The 17907-nt window shown below is 38.6% G+C and carries 16 protein-coding genes; 8 read left to right on the forward strand and 8 right to left on the reverse strand.

Translation table 11 applies throughout. From position 1 onward, the window contains the following. From RMO03_RS07725 to RMO03_RS07760, 8 genes are all read right to left on the reverse strand, one after another. Positions 1-301 (reverse strand): hypothetical protein (locus tag RMO03_RS07725; RefSeq protein ID WP_309641520.1); only part of this gene is annotated, 301 nt, incomplete at its 3' end. Continuing rightward, entirely contained in the window at positions 298-720 is a 423-nt protein-coding gene (locus RMO03_RS07730; RefSeq protein WP_309641521.1) for a thioesterase family protein, read from the reverse strand. The genes RMO03_RS07730 and RMO03_RS07725, both read right to left, overlap by 4 nt. Further along, the gene (locus RMO03_RS07735) at positions 720-2222 is read right to left on the reverse strand and encodes a T9SS type A sorting domain-containing protein (RefSeq protein WP_309641522.1); all 1503 of its coding nucleotides are present in this window, start codon (positions 2220-2222) and stop codon (positions 720-722) included. The genes RMO03_RS07730 and RMO03_RS07735 overlap by 1 nt, the downstream gene beginning before the upstream one ends. A gap of 12 nt (positions 2223-2234) precedes the next feature. Beyond that, positions 2235-3815, reverse strand: a complete 1581-nt coding sequence (locus RMO03_RS07740; RefSeq protein WP_309641523.1) for an FMN-binding glutamate synthase family protein — start codon at positions 3813-3815, stop codon at positions 2235-2237. A gap of 55 nt (positions 3816-3870) precedes the next feature. Next, entirely contained in the window at positions 3871-5472 is a 1602-nt protein-coding gene (locus RMO03_RS07745) for an AMP-binding protein (protein ID WP_309641524.1), read from the reverse strand. 3 nt (positions 5473-5475) lie between these two features. After that, positions 5476-6348, reverse strand: coding sequence for an alpha/beta hydrolase (locus tag RMO03_RS07750; protein WP_309641525.1), 873 nt, complete (start codon positions 6346-6348; stop codon positions 5476-5478). 27 nt (positions 6349-6375) lie between these two features. Continuing rightward, positions 6376-8676 (reverse strand): FAD-dependent monooxygenase, encoded by a 2301-nt coding sequence (locus RMO03_RS07755; protein ID WP_309641526.1) that lies wholly within the window; start codon positions 8674-8676, stop codon positions 6376-6378. A 3-nt stretch (positions 8677-8679) separates the two neighbouring features. Beyond that, positions 8680-9282, reverse strand: coding sequence for a flavin reductase family protein (locus RMO03_RS07760; RefSeq protein WP_309641527.1), 603 nt, complete (start codon positions 9280-9282; stop codon positions 8680-8682). Positions 9283-9439: 157 nt separating this feature from the next. On the opposite strand from RMO03_RS07760, the gene RMO03_RS07765 reads away from it, so the two are divergent. The 8 genes from RMO03_RS07765 (at position 9440) to RMO03_RS07800 (ending at position 17903) form a co-directional block, all read left to right on the forward strand. Further along, positions 9440-10939 carry an MFS transporter gene (locus RMO03_RS07765; protein WP_309641528.1) on the forward strand — a complete coding sequence of 500 codons (1500 nt, stop codon included), beginning with the start codon at positions 9440-9442 and terminating at the stop codon, positions 10937-10939. 88 nt (positions 10940-11027) lie between these two features. Continuing rightward, positions 11028-11255 carry a DUF6814 family protein gene (locus RMO03_RS07770; protein ID WP_309641529.1) on the forward strand — a complete coding sequence of 76 codons (228 nt, stop codon included), beginning with the start codon at positions 11028-11030 and terminating at the stop codon, positions 11253-11255. Between the two features lie 21 nt (positions 11256-11276). Continuing rightward, on the forward strand, positions 11277-13184 hold the full coding sequence (gene acs, locus RMO03_RS07775; protein WP_309641530.1) for an acetate--CoA ligase: 1908 nt from the start codon (positions 11277-11279) through the stop codon (positions 13182-13184). A gap of 119 nt (positions 13185-13303) precedes the next feature. Then, entirely contained in the window at positions 13304-14437 is a 1134-nt protein-coding gene (locus RMO03_RS07780; protein ID WP_309641531.1) for an NAD(P)/FAD-dependent oxidoreductase, read from the forward strand. Next, positions 14434-15144, forward strand: a complete 711-nt coding sequence (locus RMO03_RS07785) for a methyltransferase domain-containing protein (RefSeq protein WP_309641532.1) — start codon at positions 14434-14436, stop codon at positions 15142-15144. The genes RMO03_RS07780 and RMO03_RS07785 overlap by 4 nt, the downstream gene beginning before the upstream one ends. Next, positions 15141-16193, forward strand: a complete 1053-nt coding sequence (locus tag RMO03_RS07790) for a type III polyketide synthase (protein ID WP_309641533.1) — start codon at positions 15141-15143, stop codon at positions 16191-16193. The genes RMO03_RS07785 and RMO03_RS07790 overlap by 4 nt, the downstream gene beginning before the upstream one ends. A 2-nt stretch (positions 16194-16195) precedes the next feature. Continuing rightward, entirely contained in the window at positions 16196-16630 is a 435-nt protein-coding gene (locus tag RMO03_RS07795; protein ID WP_309641534.1) for a 3-hydroxyacyl-ACP dehydratase FabZ family protein, read from the forward strand. A gap of 1 nt (position 16631) precedes the next feature. Then, a complete protein-coding gene (locus tag RMO03_RS07800; RefSeq protein ID WP_309641535.1) occupies positions 16632-17903 on the forward strand; it encodes a beta-ketoacyl-[acyl-carrier-protein] synthase family protein in 1272 nt (423 codons plus the stop codon). Positions 17904-17907 lie beyond the last annotated feature (4 nt).

Below are 17907 nucleotides of genomic sequence, written 5' to 3' on the forward strand. Positions count from 1 at the left end.
CAAATTTCATATTTAATTTTTCCTCAATTACGATTTTTTTCATTTTTGATTGAATGACTTTATAATCTGAATAATTTTTTAATGAACCAGTATCTTGAAGTAAATTACTAATTTTTTTAAAAGTTATTGAATCATATAAACTCGGTTGTTCTTGACTTTTCATATAAAATCGAGCATTATAAATAGCAATTTCATCTTGTAAAAAAACATTGTTTTGTTTTATAACTTCAATGTATTTATTATTAGTTTCACTACAACTTACAAGAGAAAGTATGACTATAAGGAATGCATATATTTTCATAATTGAAAATTCATAATTTTCACTTTCATTGCTTCAGTAAAAGGTTCGGCTTTAATGTCATTTCGGTCTTTGTTGAAAGCTACGTTTACTAATGTGACTTCACCCGATAAAGTAGTTTTTCCTGTTTCATCTATGAACTCGAAGCCACATAAAACAGAAGCGAAACCTAGGTTTTTAACCCATAACTTCTTTTGCAATACTTGTCCCAATCGTGCTGCGTTTTTGAATTGCACTTTGAGGTCAACCGTTGGGATTCCGTTGGTTTCGTGCATTTCGTGAAACGGTCTGTCGAGTGCTTCTTCAAACCAATCTTCTACCAAATCATTAAGCATTTCGAGAAATCTAGGATAAAAAACAATGCCAGCATAATCGACGTGTTTGAAACGGATTTTTTCGGTTTTAATAAAGGGTTGATTCATTATTGCTTGATGAATTTGGTTTGATAAGTTTTATGGTTTGATGTGGCTTGAAGGAAATAGATTCCAGAGGCAAGGTTTTGTGTATTGATCAGATTAGTGTTCTGCGTTTGCCTGATGATTGTTTTTCCAGATAAATCTGTGATAAGAACCTGATCTATAATGTCATTATTAGGCGTTTTAACATCGAGTAAGTTGGTGGTCGGGTTGAGGAAAACAACCAGGTTTTCATATTGGAAAGTGGCATTCGACAATGGATCAGGAGCCAGCTTCACCATTAAAAAATCGATGTAGCCGTGACTCGCCGTAATATCGCCGTCGGACGAAAAGGCTTCGCCTGATACAATATATCCACCGTCTGCAGTAGGCATGATACTGTTGAAATAATCATCATCGCTGCCTCCGATTTTCTTTTGCCATTGGATTATTCCCGCGGCATCCAGTTTTACGATCCAGGCTTTGCCGTTTCCGGGTATGTTCAACAAATCACCATTACTGGAAAATGTATTGCCGCAGAAGATATAACCTCCGTCTGGCGTGAGGCTGATACTTTCGGCATTTTGCAATTGCGTGCCTCCATAGGTTTTTTGCCATTCGATATTCGCATCGGCAGTCAATTTCACTACCCAAGCTTTGTAGCCTTTATGACCAAAAGCGATAAACCCGTTGTCGGGCGTTTTGCGGATTGACCGGATCATTTCGCAGCCGTTATCGCCTAATGATTTCTGCCATTGAATTTGTCCAGTGGGTGTGAGTTTTACAATCCAAGCGTCATAGCAACCCTGCATCGAGGTAACGTCGCCATCTGAAGAAGTCGTATAACCGGCAACAATATAGCCTCCGTCCGTATCCTGTATCACGCATTTGGCCTGGTCGCCATTGCTTCCGCCCAACGCTTTTTGCCATTGCAGCGTACCTTGGTTATCTATTTTTGCGACCCAGAAATCGTAATCGCCATGAGCACCTGAAACGTCACCATTGTTACTTGATGTAGTTAAGCCGCACATGATGAAGCCGTTATCTGTTGTCTTTTCGAGATGGGCGGCCTCCTCAACACCGCTGCCCCCGTAGGTTTTCTGCCATAGAATATTTCCGGTCTGGTCAATTTTCACCGCAAGGAAATCACCATGCCCATCGTTATTCGTAATGTCACCATCGTTTGATGATGCCGTGCCACCAATGACATAATTCCCATCGTTCAACTGCACAATAGAACGGGCGAAATCGGTTCCCGTGCCACCTATACTTTTTGTCCACTGGACGCTTCCCGTCACATCAATCTTAAATACTAGCAAATCGGCGTTGCCTTCACCGCAGCTATGGTTTCCTACAATGTCTCCATCGCAGGAAGTGGTATAGCCGCAGCTGATATAGCCACCGTCATTGGTCTGGATGATCGAATAGGAAGTATCGCCTTCACTACCGCCGTAGGTTTTTAGCCATTCGACAGCCGGTGCTTGTGCAAAACAATTGATTGTAATCAGAATGAACAGTAATTTTTTCATGGCGATTTCGGCTTAAAATTTTTCTATGGAGGCCTTTTTCCAAAAGTACAAAAATTCCTTTGGAACGGTACTTTCATACAACAAACATCCTTTATCTAATTCGGGATATATTTCATAAAACGTCTGCACTTTGGTTCTGTCGACTCGTGTGCTCACAGCGGTTCTGTCTACATCATCGGGGTGGTTGATTCCGGCTGATGCCATTAAGTCCATCGCACTTTTAACCGTTTCTTTTTGATAGCGTGCTACACGAATGCTTTTTTCTTCTGGAACCAAACCTTTCATTAATGCAGGATCTTGTGTGGCAACGCCAGTTGGGCAAGTATTTGCGTGACATTCTAACGCTTGAATGCAACCGAGTGCGAACATCATGCCTCGGGCGGAATTGCATAAATCGGCACCAAGCGATAGGTTTCTGATAATGTCAAAACCCGTAATGACTTTGCCACTGCAGATGATTTTGATTTGGTCTTTTAGATCGAAGCCGTTTAAAGCATCGTACACAAAAGCCAACGCGTCGCGCAAAGGCATGCCTACGTGATCGGAATATTCTTGTGGTGCTGCACCGGTTCCGCCTTCTCCGCCATCAACCGTGATAAAATCGAGGTAGGTTTTCGTTTCGACCATCGCTTTGCAAATGGATAGAAATTCGGATTTATTGCCGATGCAGATTTTCATCCCAATGGGTTTTCCTTCGGAACCTTTTCGCAATAGTTTTACAAAATCCATTAATTCTAATGGCGTGGTAAAAGCCGAATGACTTGGTGGTGAAACGATGTCGTGTCCTTTAGAAACCAAACGTATTGCAGCGATTTCGTCGGTTACTTTTTCTTTGGGAAGGATGCCGCCGTGACCGGGTTTCGCGCCTTGAGAGAATTTGATTTCAATCATTTTGACATTGTCGAGTGTGGCTCGTTTGACGTATGCTTCATAGGAAAATTTTCCGTCATCAGTTCTACAACTGAAGTAACCTGTGCCGATATTCCAAACGACATCGCCGCCTGTTAAATGATATTGAGACAAACCACCTTCGCCGGTATTGTGATAAAAGCCACCTTGCTTGGCTCCAGCATTCAATGCTAAAATTGCATTTTTGCTTAATGAACCGTAGCTCATGGCACTGATATTAAACAAGCTTGCCTCATACGGTTTTTCGCATTGAGATGAACCAATTCTTACACGTGGATTTTCATTAACTTGATTAAAAGGAATCGCACGAATGCTGTGGTTGATCCATTCGTAACCTTCATCGTAGACATTCAATTGTGTACCGAAAGGTTGTGAATCGACGGCTTTTTTGCTACGTTCGTATACCAAATTGCGTTGTAGTCGATTGAACGGTTTGCCTTCTAGATCGGTTTCGATAAAATACTGGCGCATTTCGGGACCAAGAGATTCTAGAAGATAGCGCAGTCTTCCTAACAATGGGAAGTTTTTGCGAATGGTATGTTTCGATTGATACATATCGTATAATCCCATTAGAATTAATGGAATAAATATCAATAAGAGAAATGAAAATTTCCAATTAACATAAGATAGTATGCCGATTATTGCCAGTGAAGTAAGTGCAAATATTAAAAATGCTTTTCTCATGTTTATTTAACTTTATCCACAGATTATGCAATCTTTTTAATCTTTGGCTATTTTATTATTTTAATTTGAATCTTTGGATTTTTCCGGTTTCAGTTTTAGGCAATTCGTCTACAAAATAAATGGTTCTTGGATATTTATATGGTGCAGCTACTTCTTTAAACCACAGCTGTATAGATTTCTCTAAATCATTCGATGCTTTACTTTTTTCTTTGAGAACAATGTGGGCGCAAACCACCATGCCGCGCTCTTCGTGGGGCAATCCTACAACAGCACATTCTAAGATTTCGTCATGTGTTAAAAGCACACTTTCGACTTCAATAGCCGCAATATTATATCCTGAAGAAATAATCATATCATCGCCTCGCGCTACAAACCAGAAATAGCCTTCTTCGTCTTGACGGAAGATATCGCCGGTGATGTTCCAGCCGTTTTCGACATATTCTTTCTGCTTTTCAATTCGATTTAAATATTTGCAACCTGTAATGCCTCTGACTACTAACCGACCTGCTTCATTTCTGGGTAATTCTTTGCCTTCAAGATCAACAATTTTGGCTTCGTAACCTGTAATGGCAACGCCTGTGGCGCCAGGTTTCATATTGGTTTCGTTCGATGAAATGAAAATATGCAGCATTTCTGTTGCACCAATGCCATCGATGATTTTCAAACCTGTAGTGTCATACCAATCTTGCCAAACTTTCAAGGGTAAAGTTTCTCCGGCAGACACGCATTTTCTTAGACTAGAAATATCATATTCATTGACTTTAGTCGTAATGATTCTCCAAGCAGTTGGAGCTGTAAAACAAATGGTGATATGATGGTTTTGAATGACTTCAAGCAACAAATCCGGTGATGGTTTTTCTATTAGAAATGTTGATGCTCCGAAATACATCGGAAATAAAACCAAGCCACCCAAGCCAAATGTAAAACCCAATGGTGGACTTCCAATAAAAATATCATCGGCAGTTGGTTGCAACGAATAGTTTGGAAATGCTTCACAAATATTGAGAATATCCTTGTGATAATGCGAAGTCATCTTGGGCAAACCAGTAGTTCCTGAAGTAAAACCAATCAAAGCAACGCTATCGGATTTTGAATGAAAATTGTTAAACGACTTAGGTTTGTTTAGCATTAAAATTTCCAATTCAGAAGGTTTTGTTTGTGAACCGTCGAAATAGCTCGTGCTTTTTAGAAATGGTGATTTTACCAATTTCATTTCTTCGTCTAAATCCATATCACAAAGCGCGTGGGATATTTCGGCACAATCAATAAAAGTTGTCAATTCCTTTGCTCGCAATAACGGCATCGTAGCCACGACAATGCCTCCGGCTTTTAGAACAGCATACCAGCAAGCGACCATCATCGGATTGTTGGCCGAACGAATCAGTACGCGATTGCCGGATTTTAATCCTAAATCATCTATTAAAACATGAGCGATTTGATTGGCTTTTTCGAATAATTGCTGGTAGGTCCAAATGGTTTCAAAAGTGCGCAGACAAATCGCGTTTCCATGACCTGATTGAATATGATAATCAAGCAAACGTTCTACACAATTCAACATTTCTGGTTGTTGAAATTGCGGTAAATTATAAATATAATCAGGTTGTAATTCCAAAGCTGGCAAATGATCATGGGCGAAATTGTCTTCGTAATGCTTCATGATTTAACTATTTAAAAAACTTTGAATGTTAGCAAAATAAACTTCCGGAACATCGAGCCAGCCGTAATGCGCACAATGGTCCATCAACACGAGTTTTGAATTGGGAAAAGCTTTGGCGGTTTTTTGAGCAGTATCTACCGTAATAATGTCATTCTTGCCTTGTAATACAAGAACCGGCCTGTCAAAATTTAAGAATTTTCGGGAACAATCGTAGTTAATTTTGAATAGGTCTTGAATCACCAAATTATTAATCTCACCATTAAATTGCTGCAATCTTTCGGCTATAATTGGTGCTTTCGATTTGTCAAAAACATAAGCAAACGCTAAATATTTTGTACGCCCTTTTCTGGTTTCAAGTGAAGTATCGCCTTGGTCTTGTTTCTTTTGAAAATAAGCCAAACTATCTCTTTGCATTTGGGTAAGATTGGCTTGCTGTCTTTTTGCGACATAGGAAGTAAACTCCATATTGATGCCACCGGAACTTGAAAGAATCAATTTGTCAATACGCTCGGGATGTTTAGACGCATAATAAGCAGCCATAATACCACCGAATGAATGTCCGAAGAGGGTCCATTTTTCTATGTTGAGATATTGTCTGAGGTTTTCCATGTCTTCGACCATCAAATCCATCGTAATGGTTTTTGAATTTAAAGACGTTACCGTAGATTTTCCGGTTCCTCGTTGGTCGTAGGTGATGGTTTGATAATCGTATTGGGTTAATGTTTGGGCGATATTGGTGAATCCGTCGCTGTTCATTCCCGGGCCACCATTGATAATCAGCATCGGTTTTCCTTTACCAAAAATTCGATAATGCAATTTAGAATTGCCGCTATTGATGATTTCTTCGGTTTGTGCTTGGACTGATATTGATATCATAAACAATATAAAAATTGAAGTTTTCATTTATGGTTTATGACTTTCAGGTTTGAGTTCTTTTTTCATGGCTTCCATATTTTTTCTTTCCGATTGATGGAATGGATACAAATGCGAAACGCCAGCTTTATATTGATTCGGAATATCCGATGGTTTGTATTGCTCGTGTGCTTGTGCATGACGGACAAAATTCGGATCGAGCAATAATGGTCTGCCTAAAGCTACTAAGTCGGCTCTGCCATTCAATAATATGGTATTGATTTGATCAATGTCTTGAATATAACCTGTTGTTATTGTTGGTGTATGAATCGTATTTCGGATTAAATCAGAAAAAGGTGTTTGCCACATTCTGCCGATTTGAGGTTGCTGGTTTTCGACGGTATTGCCTGTAGAAACATTGATGATATCAGCGCCCGCGTTTTTGAAAGCTTCACAAATGAACAAAACATCTTGTTCTGAAATACCGTTTTCTGCCCAATCGGAAGCGGAAACCCGAACAGACATGGGTTTGTTCTGAGGAAAAACTTCACGCATGGCTTGGAATACTTGCAGCGGGAATTTGATTCTGTTTTGGATTGGTCCGCCAAATGCATCTTTTCTAATGTTGGTTAATGGAGACAGAAAAGAGGCCAATAAAAATCCGTGATGCGCTTGCAATTCTATCATATCAAATCCGGCTTCTTCTGCGAAAATGGTGGCGTTTACAAATTCTGAAATAATATTGTCCATATCAGAAACGGTCATTTCTTTTGGTGTTGCTATAGCTGCTGTGAATGGAATCGGTGATGCAGAAATCAAATCCCAACCGTTTTTAGTTAATGGAATATTATTACCCACAGAAGGCACATTCACAGAGCCTTTTCTGCCTGAATGTCCGAGTTGAATTCCGATTTTTGTTTTACTGTATTTGTGGACGTAATTCACGACTTTCTTCCACTTAAGCATTTGTTCTTCAGACCAAATTCCGGCACAACCTAAAGTGATTCGACCTGTTTTTGAAACGGCAGTCATTTCTGTTAATATCAATCCGACTCCGCCAGTAGCACGGGCACCATAATGCACCAAATGCCAATTCGAAACCAATCCGTTTTCAGCGGCATATTGCCCCATTGGCGACATTACTATTCGATTTTTTAATTGCATTTCTCGAAGTGAAAACTCTGTAAAAGCGGCGGGCGTTTTGACTTTGAAATTGCCAATATTGCAATTGAATTCGGTCAATACTTTCTCTGTAAACGTTTCATCTCGCAATGCTAGATTTTCATAAGTCACTTTTTTAGAACGCGTCATCACACCAAATGCAAATTGCATAAAATCGTGTTGCATGTGGCGTTCGATATTTTCAAACCAATCCAAAGAAACATTTGCGGCATGTTGAATCATTTCTACACGATTGCGGCGCAACTGATTGTATTTTTCAAACGCTTTGGTGGTATTGGTTTTATGCTCGATGATCGAATCGGCTAACGCAATCGCACATTCCATCGCCAATTTGGTTCCGGAACCGATAGAGTAGTGGGCAGTCGCTTTGGCATCGCCGAGTAATACTATGTTTTTATAGTTCCATTTTTCATTGGTGACGTGTGGAAATTGTCGCCAATGTGATTTGTTTGAAATTAATCCATGACCATCGAGCTCTTCGGCAAAAATTTCAGTCAGTTTTTTAATTGTGTCTTTTTCATCGGTGGTTTCAAAATCGGCGTTGTTATATGTGTTTTCAGTACATTCGAAAATCCAGGTACTCATGCCTTTTTCATATTGATAGGTATGCGCTGTGAATGTTCCGTGAATGGTCGTTTTGAAAAAATACGTAAAAGCATCTAACGGTTTTGTAGATCCTAGCCAAACGAATTTGTTCTTTTTGAGCGTAACATTCGTTCCGAATTGCTTGGAGAATTTCTCGCGAATTGGACTGTTAATTCCATCACAAGCTACGATATAGGTCGAATCTTTAAATTGAGACAAGTCTTCAACATTGTGTTCGAAATGAAGATTGACACCTTCTTCCTTACAACGTTGTTGCAACAATTGCAATAGTGTTTTTCTCGAACAACCACAAAATCCATTGCCGGAAATGCGGACGATTTCACCATCTCGGGCGATATCCAAATCATCCCAATAGGCGAATTTTGTTCGGATTAAATCGTAAGATTTCGGATCACGAGATAAAAACTCACTCAATGTTTCATCAGAAAAAACGACGCCAAAACCAAAACTGTCATCCGCTTTGTTGCGTTCGTAAAGATCGATTTGGCAATCTGGTATTGCTTTCTTTAATAAAATGGAGAAATACAATCCACCAGGTCCGCCACCAATTACTGTTACTTTCATTGTTTATCTTTTAATAGAAAAAATTTCTCCTAGTTTAGCATAGTTCGAACCTGCCAATCGAGACACAGGTTTATAAACAGCTAAATTAATTTTTGTGTCATCGAGCAAAATGGCATCATCAATATGAAACATCACTACTCTTCCAATGATAATGGTGGAGCCACCATTTTTGTGGTTTTCTAATGTATAATGATGTACCAGTTCACATTCCATAGCGACCGGACTGCCTTGCACTCGTGGAGGTTTTACTTTTAAAGATGGGATTGGGGTTAGTTTTGCAAAATCGAATTCGCTTTCATGCGCGGGAATCGGATGTGCAGTATCGTTCATTTGATCGACCAAATTTTCGGTAACCATATTGACTACAAATTGTTTGGTCTTGAGTACATTGTTGAGCGTGTCTTTGATATTATTATTGCTTCTAGAAGCAGAAAACATTACATGTGGCGGGTCATCGCCAACGGCATTAAAATAAGAAAAAGGCGCCAAATTATAAATTCCGTCTTCACCAATCGATGAAATCCAACCGATTGGACGTGGAATAATAGTGCCTGTAAGTAATTTATATATGGATTTTTGGTCCATTTCCTGAGGATCGAGTTGCATGTATGTATTGTTTATACAAATTAAGCGAAAAAAATAAAACGAATATTCACAATATCGGACTTTTTAAAGCTTTCATCTATTAATTTGGCAAAATATCGATAATGACTTCTTTTGTTTGGAAGTATTTCTATATTTGATTATCAAATTTTAAATCGGCATGAGTAAAACAGCAACAAAAGGCATATGGAAAGTCATTTCGGCCTCATCCATGGGTACGCTAATCGAATGGTATGACTTCTATATTTTTGGTAGTTTGGCGGTGGTTATTGCTACCAAGTTTTTTCCTTCAGGAAATCCGACCGCAGCATTCCTTTCAACCTTGGCCACTTTCGCCGCTGGATTCGTAGTGCGTCCGTTTGGAGCACTTTTCTTCGGAAGGTTGGGCGATTTGATTGGAAGGAAATATACTTTCATGGCCACATTGTTATTAATGGGCGGTGCCACTTTCCTAATTGGCTGCGTGCCTAGTTTTGAAACGATAGGTTATATGGCTCCGTTATTAGTATTGATATTAAGACTATTACAAGGATTGGCTTTAGGTGGTGAATATGGAGGCGCAGCTACTTATGTTGCGGAACATTCACCAAAAAACCAACGTGGATATTGGACATCGTGGATTCAAACTACTGCAACAGTTGGTTTGTTTGTTTCTTTGATGGTAATTCTTGCTACTAAAAACATTTTATCCGAGCAAGCCTTTGATGAATGGGGTTGGCGTGTGCCATTTTGGGTATCCATTGTGATGGTTTTCGTTTCTTATTTGATTCGAAAAAAAATGGATGAATCACCCGAATTCTCGAAAGCTAAAGCTGAAGGGAAAACCAGTAAAAATCCATTAAAGGAAAGTTTTGGGAATACTTACAATTTGAAATTTGTATTGCTCGCATTGTTTGGAGCGACCATGGGGCAAGGTGTTGTTTGGTATACAGGACAATTTTACGCGATGAATTTCATGAAAACCGTAATGAACATTGACAGTTCTCAGGTAGATACGTTACTTGGAATTGCACTGCTTTTCGGAACGCCTTTTTTCGTTTTCTTTGGCTGGCTCAGTGATAAAATAGGTAGAAAAAGTATTATGATGACCGGATTATTATTGGCTATTTTGTTGTATCGCCCGATTTATAAAACGATGTTTACTACAGTCGATGTAAATCACAAAACGCTTGTAAATTCAACTGAAAGCAAAGACACTAATACCGAAAAACACCAATCGATTTTAAAAACGCATTATAATTATACAGATGGAACACAATCGGATGTTGTGGTGACTACAAATTTAACTGATGAAAGTGCTAAACCTGAAACCAAAACTACGATTCATATCGTATCGCACGATCGATGGATGTTGATTTTCTTAGTTTTTATACAAGTCATTTTTGTGACTATGGTTTATGGTCCAATAGCGGCTTTTTTAGTAGAAATGTTTCCAACAAAAATCCGCTACACTTCAATGTCATTGCCGTATCACGTGGGTAATGGTATTTTCGGTGGATTGCTTCCGGCGATTTCAACGTATTTTGTAACCAATGCTAAAGAAAATGGCAATCCTGAATATTATCTCGAAGGATTGTGGTATCCGATTGCCATTGCATCGGTTTGTTTTGTGATTGGGATGATTTATTTGAAATCGAAGAATGAAACAGTTAATGATTAATTGAACACAAATTTCACGAATGAGCACGAATTATAATTTCAAAAAATAATTAGTGTAAATCCTTGTTAACCTTTTTAAATAAAATAATATGAATAGCATCAAAAGAATCTTAGGAATTATCTGGTTGTTTTTAGCTTTGGCAGCAGCATACTTTTGCGTGTTTGTGTTTGGATTGCCGAAGTTCAATTCAGGAAAACAAGAAGATTTGGTCTTTGGAATTATTATTCTATTTGTATTGACGCCATTAATTGTATTCGGTTTGAGTATCTTTGGATATTATGCGCTGAAAGGAGAGTACGATACAAAAAAAATATAAATTTCGATTAACAACAACACAATGAGTTACTACAAAATCCAGAACCTGGAGCAATATTTCAAACATTATAACAAATCAATTCGCGAACCAAGAAAATTTTGGGGAAAAATTGCAGAAGAAAACTTCACTTGGTACCAGCAATGGGACAAAGTCATGGAATTCAATATGGCCGAAGCGGAAATCAAATGGTTTACCGAAGCGAAAGTCAATATTGTCAAAAACTGTATCGACAGGCATCTGGCACGTCGCGGAAATAAAACCGCCATTATCTTCGAACCCAACGATCCCAAAGAAGAAGCACAACATATTACCTATAATGATTTGCACCAACGCGTTTCAAAATTGGCCAATGTTCTAAGAGAGCAAGGCATCAAAAAAGGAGATCGGGTTTGCATTTATCTACCGATGATTCCTGAATTGGCAGTTTCAGTTTTAGCTTGTGCGAGAATCGGAGCAATTCATTCTGTTGTATTTGCAGGATTTTCAGCTTCTGCGGTGGCCTCGAGAATTAATGACAGCGAATGTAAAATGGTGATTACTTCTGATGGTGGTTATCGTGGCAACAAATCCATCGATTTAAAAGGAATCGTTGATGAAGCTTTAGAAAAATGTCCCAGCGTTGAAACTGTTTTAGTTGTCAAGCGAACCAACACAACCATCAACATGAAAACCGGGCGTGACCTTTGGTTGCAACCACTTTTAGAAGAGGCTTCAGATAACAATGTTGCAGAAATTATGGATGCTGAAGATCCGTTGTTTATTTTATACACTTCTGGTTCAACAGGAAAACCAAAAGGAATGGTACATACCACCGCCGGTTATATGGTGTATACTGCTTATACTTTCAAAAACGTATTCAACTACGAAGAAAACGATATTTTTTGGTGCACCGCTGATATCGGTTGGATAACTGGGCATTCTTATATACTTTACGGACCACTTTTAAATGGTGCCACCACTGTAATTTTTGAGGGCGTTCCTTCATATCCTGATTTTAGCAGATTTTGGGAAGTCATCGAAAAACACAAAATCACTCAATTTTACACTGCACCAACTGCGATTCGCTCTTTAGCCAAGGAAAGTCTTGATTATGTGCAACGTTTCCCTTTGAGTTCTTTAAAAGTCATCGGTTCTGTTGGCGAACCCATCAATGAGGAAGCTTGGCATTGGTATAACGACCACGTAGGAGGGAAGCGCTGTCCACTGGTAGACACTTGGTGGCAAACCGAAACCGGAGGTATTTTGATTTCACCAATCGCATTTGTCACACCGACAAAACCAACGTATGCATCATTGCCATTACCAGGAATTCAACCGGTTTTAATGGATGAAAAACGCAACGAAATTGAAGGCAATCAAGTAACAGGAAGTTTGTGTATCAAATTCCCATGGCCAGCCATTGCAAGAACTATTTGGGGCGATCACCAACGGTATAAAGACACTTATTTTTCAACCTATCCGGGGAAATATTTTACTGGTGATGGCGCATTGCGTGATGAAGTTGGTTATTACAGAATTACCGGTAGAGTAGATGATGTTGTGATTGTTTCCGGTCATAATTTAGGAACTGCACCCATAGAAGATGCCATCAACGAACATCCTGCAGTGGCAGAAAGTGCTATTGTTGGTTTCCCACATGACATCAAAGGAAATGCACTTTACGGTTACATCATATTGAAAGAAAGCGGTGAAAGTCGCGACAGAAACAACCTATCCGTAGAAATCAACCAATTGATTTCAGACCAAATCGGCCCTATTGCCAAACTCGATAAAATTCAGTTTGTTTCGGGTTTGCCTAAAACGCGTTCGGGAAAAATCATGCGGCGTATTTTAAGAAAAATCGCTGAGGGTGATTTCTCTAATTTTGGGGATATTTCAACGCTGCTAAACCCTGAAATTGTAGAAGAAATAAAAGAAGGGAAATTATAAATTCTAAAAACCGTTTCATTAGAAGCGGTTTTTTTATGCAAATTAATCTGTGAATTTTGCAAATTTTTAACGCTTGATTACGCTTCAGCTGAAAGTAAATTGTATAGATTTACTAGTCTATGGAATCAAATTCAAAAATAGTGATTGTTGGTGCCGGCTTGGCTGGTTTAACTGCTGCTATTCATTTGTCGAAATTGGGTCATTCCATCACCATCATTGAAAAAAATAATTTCCCTAAACATAAAGTTTGTGGTGAATATATCTCGAATGAAGTATTGCCCTATCTCGATTGGCTCGACATCAATCCCAATATTTTAAACCCAACCAAGATTGATTCCGTTATTTTTTCTACGACAAAAGGTAAAACCATTCAAACAAAATTACCACTTGGTGGCTTTGGCGTAAGTCGCTATGCATTGGATTTTCATTTGTATCAAAAAGCTATAGCGCAACAATGCAAAGTTATTCCCGAAACAGCAGTCGATATTCATTTTGCTTATGATGCCTTTACGATTCATTTATCAAATAATCAAATTTTAAACGCTGACATTGTCATAGGCGCTTTTGGAAAGCGTTCGAATATCGATCAAAAATTGCAGCGCAGTTTTATTCAAAAAAAATCACCTTGGCTTGCAATTAAAGGCCATTACAAAGGTGATTTCCCTAATAATCTGGTTGGATTGCACAATTTCAAAGGTGGTTACTGCGGCGTTTCTAAAGTAGAGAATGATATCGTTAATATTTGTTATCTCGCTGATTACGAAACATTCAAGCAATACAAAAACATTGAAGAATATCAGGAAAAAGTAATCTACCAAAACCCATTATTAAAATCTATTTTTGAAAGTTTCACTCCCATTTTTGAAAAACCATTAACCATCAGTCAAATCTGTTTCGATCAAAAAGAACCGGTTGATCATCATGTTTTAATGATTGGCGACAGTGCCGGATTGATTCATCCGTTATGCGGAAATGGTATGGCGATGGCGATTCGAAGTGCCAAAATCGCTGCTGAATTGATTGATGATTTTTCAAAAAATAGCATTAAATCTAGAAAGGAACTAGAAAAAAAGTACACCCAAACTTGGAATGCAAATTTTAAAAATCGACTGCAAACCGGTAGATTGTTGGGTACCATTTTGCAAAACCAAAATCTGTCTGAATGGTTAATCCGTATCTTTATAAAATTCCCAACGTTATTTTCTGAAATCATCAAAAGAACACACGGAAAAAACATAGCAATAACAAAATGATAAGCACCAAGCACAGAACGAATGCGCCAGAAATCATGGACGATTTTTCTTTAGAAGGCAATCTTTTATTGGATGCTTTAGATAAAATTGCGAAAATCAACCAATGGCTAGGCGGCAATAAACTCACTTTGAAAGGTGTCGAAAAATTGATCCAAAATATACCCAAAACAACTCCGATTTGTATCATCGACTTGGGTTGTGGCAATGGTGATATGCTCAGAAGCCTTGCTGAGTATGGATTAGCAAATCAAAGGGAATTCAAATTAATCGGTATTGATGCCAATCCATTTACTGTGAATTATGCAAAAGAATCTTCGAATGATTATACTAATATCGAGTATCTTTCAGAAGATATTTTTGAATTTGACTATGAAGATTACGCAATAGACATTGTGTTGTGCACATTAACATTGCATCATTTCAAAGACGAGCAGATTTTAAAAATCATGCAGACTTTGAATAATAATGTCAGGATTGGAATCGTTGTCAATGATTTGCATCGCAATACAATAGCGTATCGGTTGTTTCAATTGATTTGCTTTTTGTTTCAGCTCAATCCAATGTCTAAAGAAGACGGGTTGACTTCAATTTTACGAGGTTTTAAAAAAAATGAACTTACCGCTTTTTCTAAGAAATTAAAGCTCACCAGCTATACCATCGCCTGGAAATGGGCGTTTCGTTACCAATGGATTATTTATAAATTATGACCGTAAAAATTACCACAGTTGCCAAGCAATTGCCAAAATATTCGAGACAAACCGCTGAGATTATCCCATTATTAGACCAATGGCTTGTTGGTCAAGACGATCGTTTTATTCGAAAAGTGAAAAAGATTTTTGAAGGTGCCGCTGTTGATATGCGATATTCTATCATGGATCCGATTGAAGTTTTTACAGTCACTTCATTCGAAGATAAGAATGATATTTATATGCGTGAAATGATCGATTTGGGTGAAAAAGTGCTCCAAAAAGCTCTTGATAAAGCCCAATGGAAACCCGAAGATTTAGATTATATTATTACGGTAAGTTGCACCGGCATTATGATTCCATCGTTGGATGCTTATCTGATTAATAAATTGAAATTAAGACAAGACATCGTTCGACTTCCTGTAACTGAAATGGGTTGTGCTGCTGGGATTTCAGGGATTATTTATGCGAGGAATTTCCTCAAAGCCAATCCTGGAAAGCGCGCCGCTGTTATTGCGGTTGAATCGCCAACGGCTACTTTTCAATTGGAAGATTTCTCTATGGCCAATATTGTAAGTGCGGCCATTTTCGGAGATGGAGCGGCTTGTGCTTTACTATCGTCAGTCGATGGAGCTTATGGCCCAAAAATCATCGATGACGCCATGTATCATTTCTATGACAATGAGCATATGATGGGCTTCAAACTCACCAATTCCGGGCTTCAAATGATACTCGATATTGATGTTCCTGATACAATTGCTTCACATTTCCCAGATATTGTACATCCATTTTTAGCCAAAAACAATTTGAATATTGAAACCATCGACCATTTGATTTTTCATCCCGGTGGCAAAAAAATCATACAAACAGTAGAAGCGCTTTTTTCGGGATTGGGCAAAAATATTGATGCCACTAAAGAAGTGTTGCGATTGTATGGCAATATGTCGAGTGCCACGGTTTTGTATGTTCTGGAAAGCATTATGGAAAACCAACCACCGCAAGGAGAAAAAGGATTGATGTTGAGTTTTGGCCCGGGTTTTTCGGCGCAGCGAATTTTATTAGAGTTTTAAAAATGAACAACGAAGATATCATATCGAAATTGCCCTATACCAAACCGTTTTTGTTTGTGGATGAACTCATTCATATGGACGAAAATGGCGCTGAAGGTTGTTATACTTTTGATGAGAATTTAGATTTTTATAAAGGCCATTTCAAAGATAACCCGATAACTCCGGGAGTGATATTGACAGAAGTAATGGCGCAGATTGGTTTGGTTTGTTTGGGGATTTATTTAATGAATGATGAATTGACTTTAAATACCTTAATTAGCTTAACATCAACAGAAATAGAATTTTTAAAACCCGTTTACCCGAATGAAAAAGTAACGGTAATTTCAGAGAAAATATTTTTTAGATTTGGTAAACTGAAATGTAGAGTTACGATGAAAAATGAGCACAATGAAGTAGTTTGTAATGGCACAATAGCCGGAATGATTCTGAATCAATAACATGAAAAAAAGAGTGGTCATTACAGGATTAGGCGTTGTTGCTCCGAATGGAGTAGGCGTTCCTGCATTTTTAAAAGCCATTCAAAACGGAATTTCAGGAATCCGATACGATGCTGAATTAGAACGGTTGCAGTTTTCATGTCAGATTTCGGGCACACCTCAGGTTTCTGAAATAATGAAAGCAGAATATTTCACCGCATTAGAATTGCGAAACTTCAACTCAACCGGTATATTATATGGCGTCATGGCTGGAATGGAAGCATGGAAAGACGCAGGATTATCAATCGAAAATAATGACGAACCCGATTGGGATTCCGGAACTATTTTCGGAACCGGAACTTCAGGTATAGAGAAATTCCGCGAGAGCATTTATAAGATTGATGATTTTCAAACTAGAAAATTAGGCAGTACCGCTGTAGCACAAACCATGAATAGTGGTGTGAGTGCTTATTTGGGCGGAAAACTCGGATTGGGAAATCAGGTGACAACCAACTCATCGGCTTGCACAACAGGAGCCGAAAGTATCTTAATGGCATACGACCGTATTGTCTCTGGTCAAGCCAAGCGCATATTGTCGGGAAGTACAAGCGATTCAGGGCCTTATATTTGGGGCGGATTTGATGCGATGAAAGTGTGTACATACAAACACAACAATCAACCCGAGAAAGGATCAAGACCCATGAGCGCCAGTGCTTCAGGATTTGTACCGGGAAGTGGGGCAGGAGCATTGTTACTGGAAGATTTAGAAACAGCTTTGGCTCGAGGCGCAACAATATATGCGGAAGTTTTAGGTGGCAATTGCAACTCAGGTGGGCAAAGAGGCGAGGGGACCATGACGGCACCCAATTCTATTGCTGTACAGAAATGCATTGAGGATTCGTTGATTAATGCCGGAATTTCGGCTTATGAAATTGATGCTGTTAACGGTCATTTGACTGCTACATCAAAAGACGGTTTGGAAATCTCCAATTGGACTAAGGCTTTGAATAGAAAAGGCGAGGATTTTCCTTATATCAATTCTTTGAAATCGATGGTTGGACATTGTTTGTCTGCTGCTGGAAGCATTGAAAGTGTGGCTTCTGTTTTACAATTGCATCATGGATTTATCTTTCCGAGTATCAATTGTGAAGACATTCACCCAGAAATTGCAGCGATAATTGACGTTAATAAAATCCCGCAGCAAATGATTTCAAAAGAACTGCAAATCATAGCCAAAGCAAGTTTTGGTTTTGGAGACGTTAATGGTTGTATTATTTTTAAAAAGTATACGTAATAAA

Origin of the sequence: Flavobacterium sp., from assembly GCF_031411595.1 — a bacterium.
Classification (GTDB): Bacteria; Bacteroidota; Bacteroidia; order Flavobacteriales; family Flavobacteriaceae; genus Flavobacterium.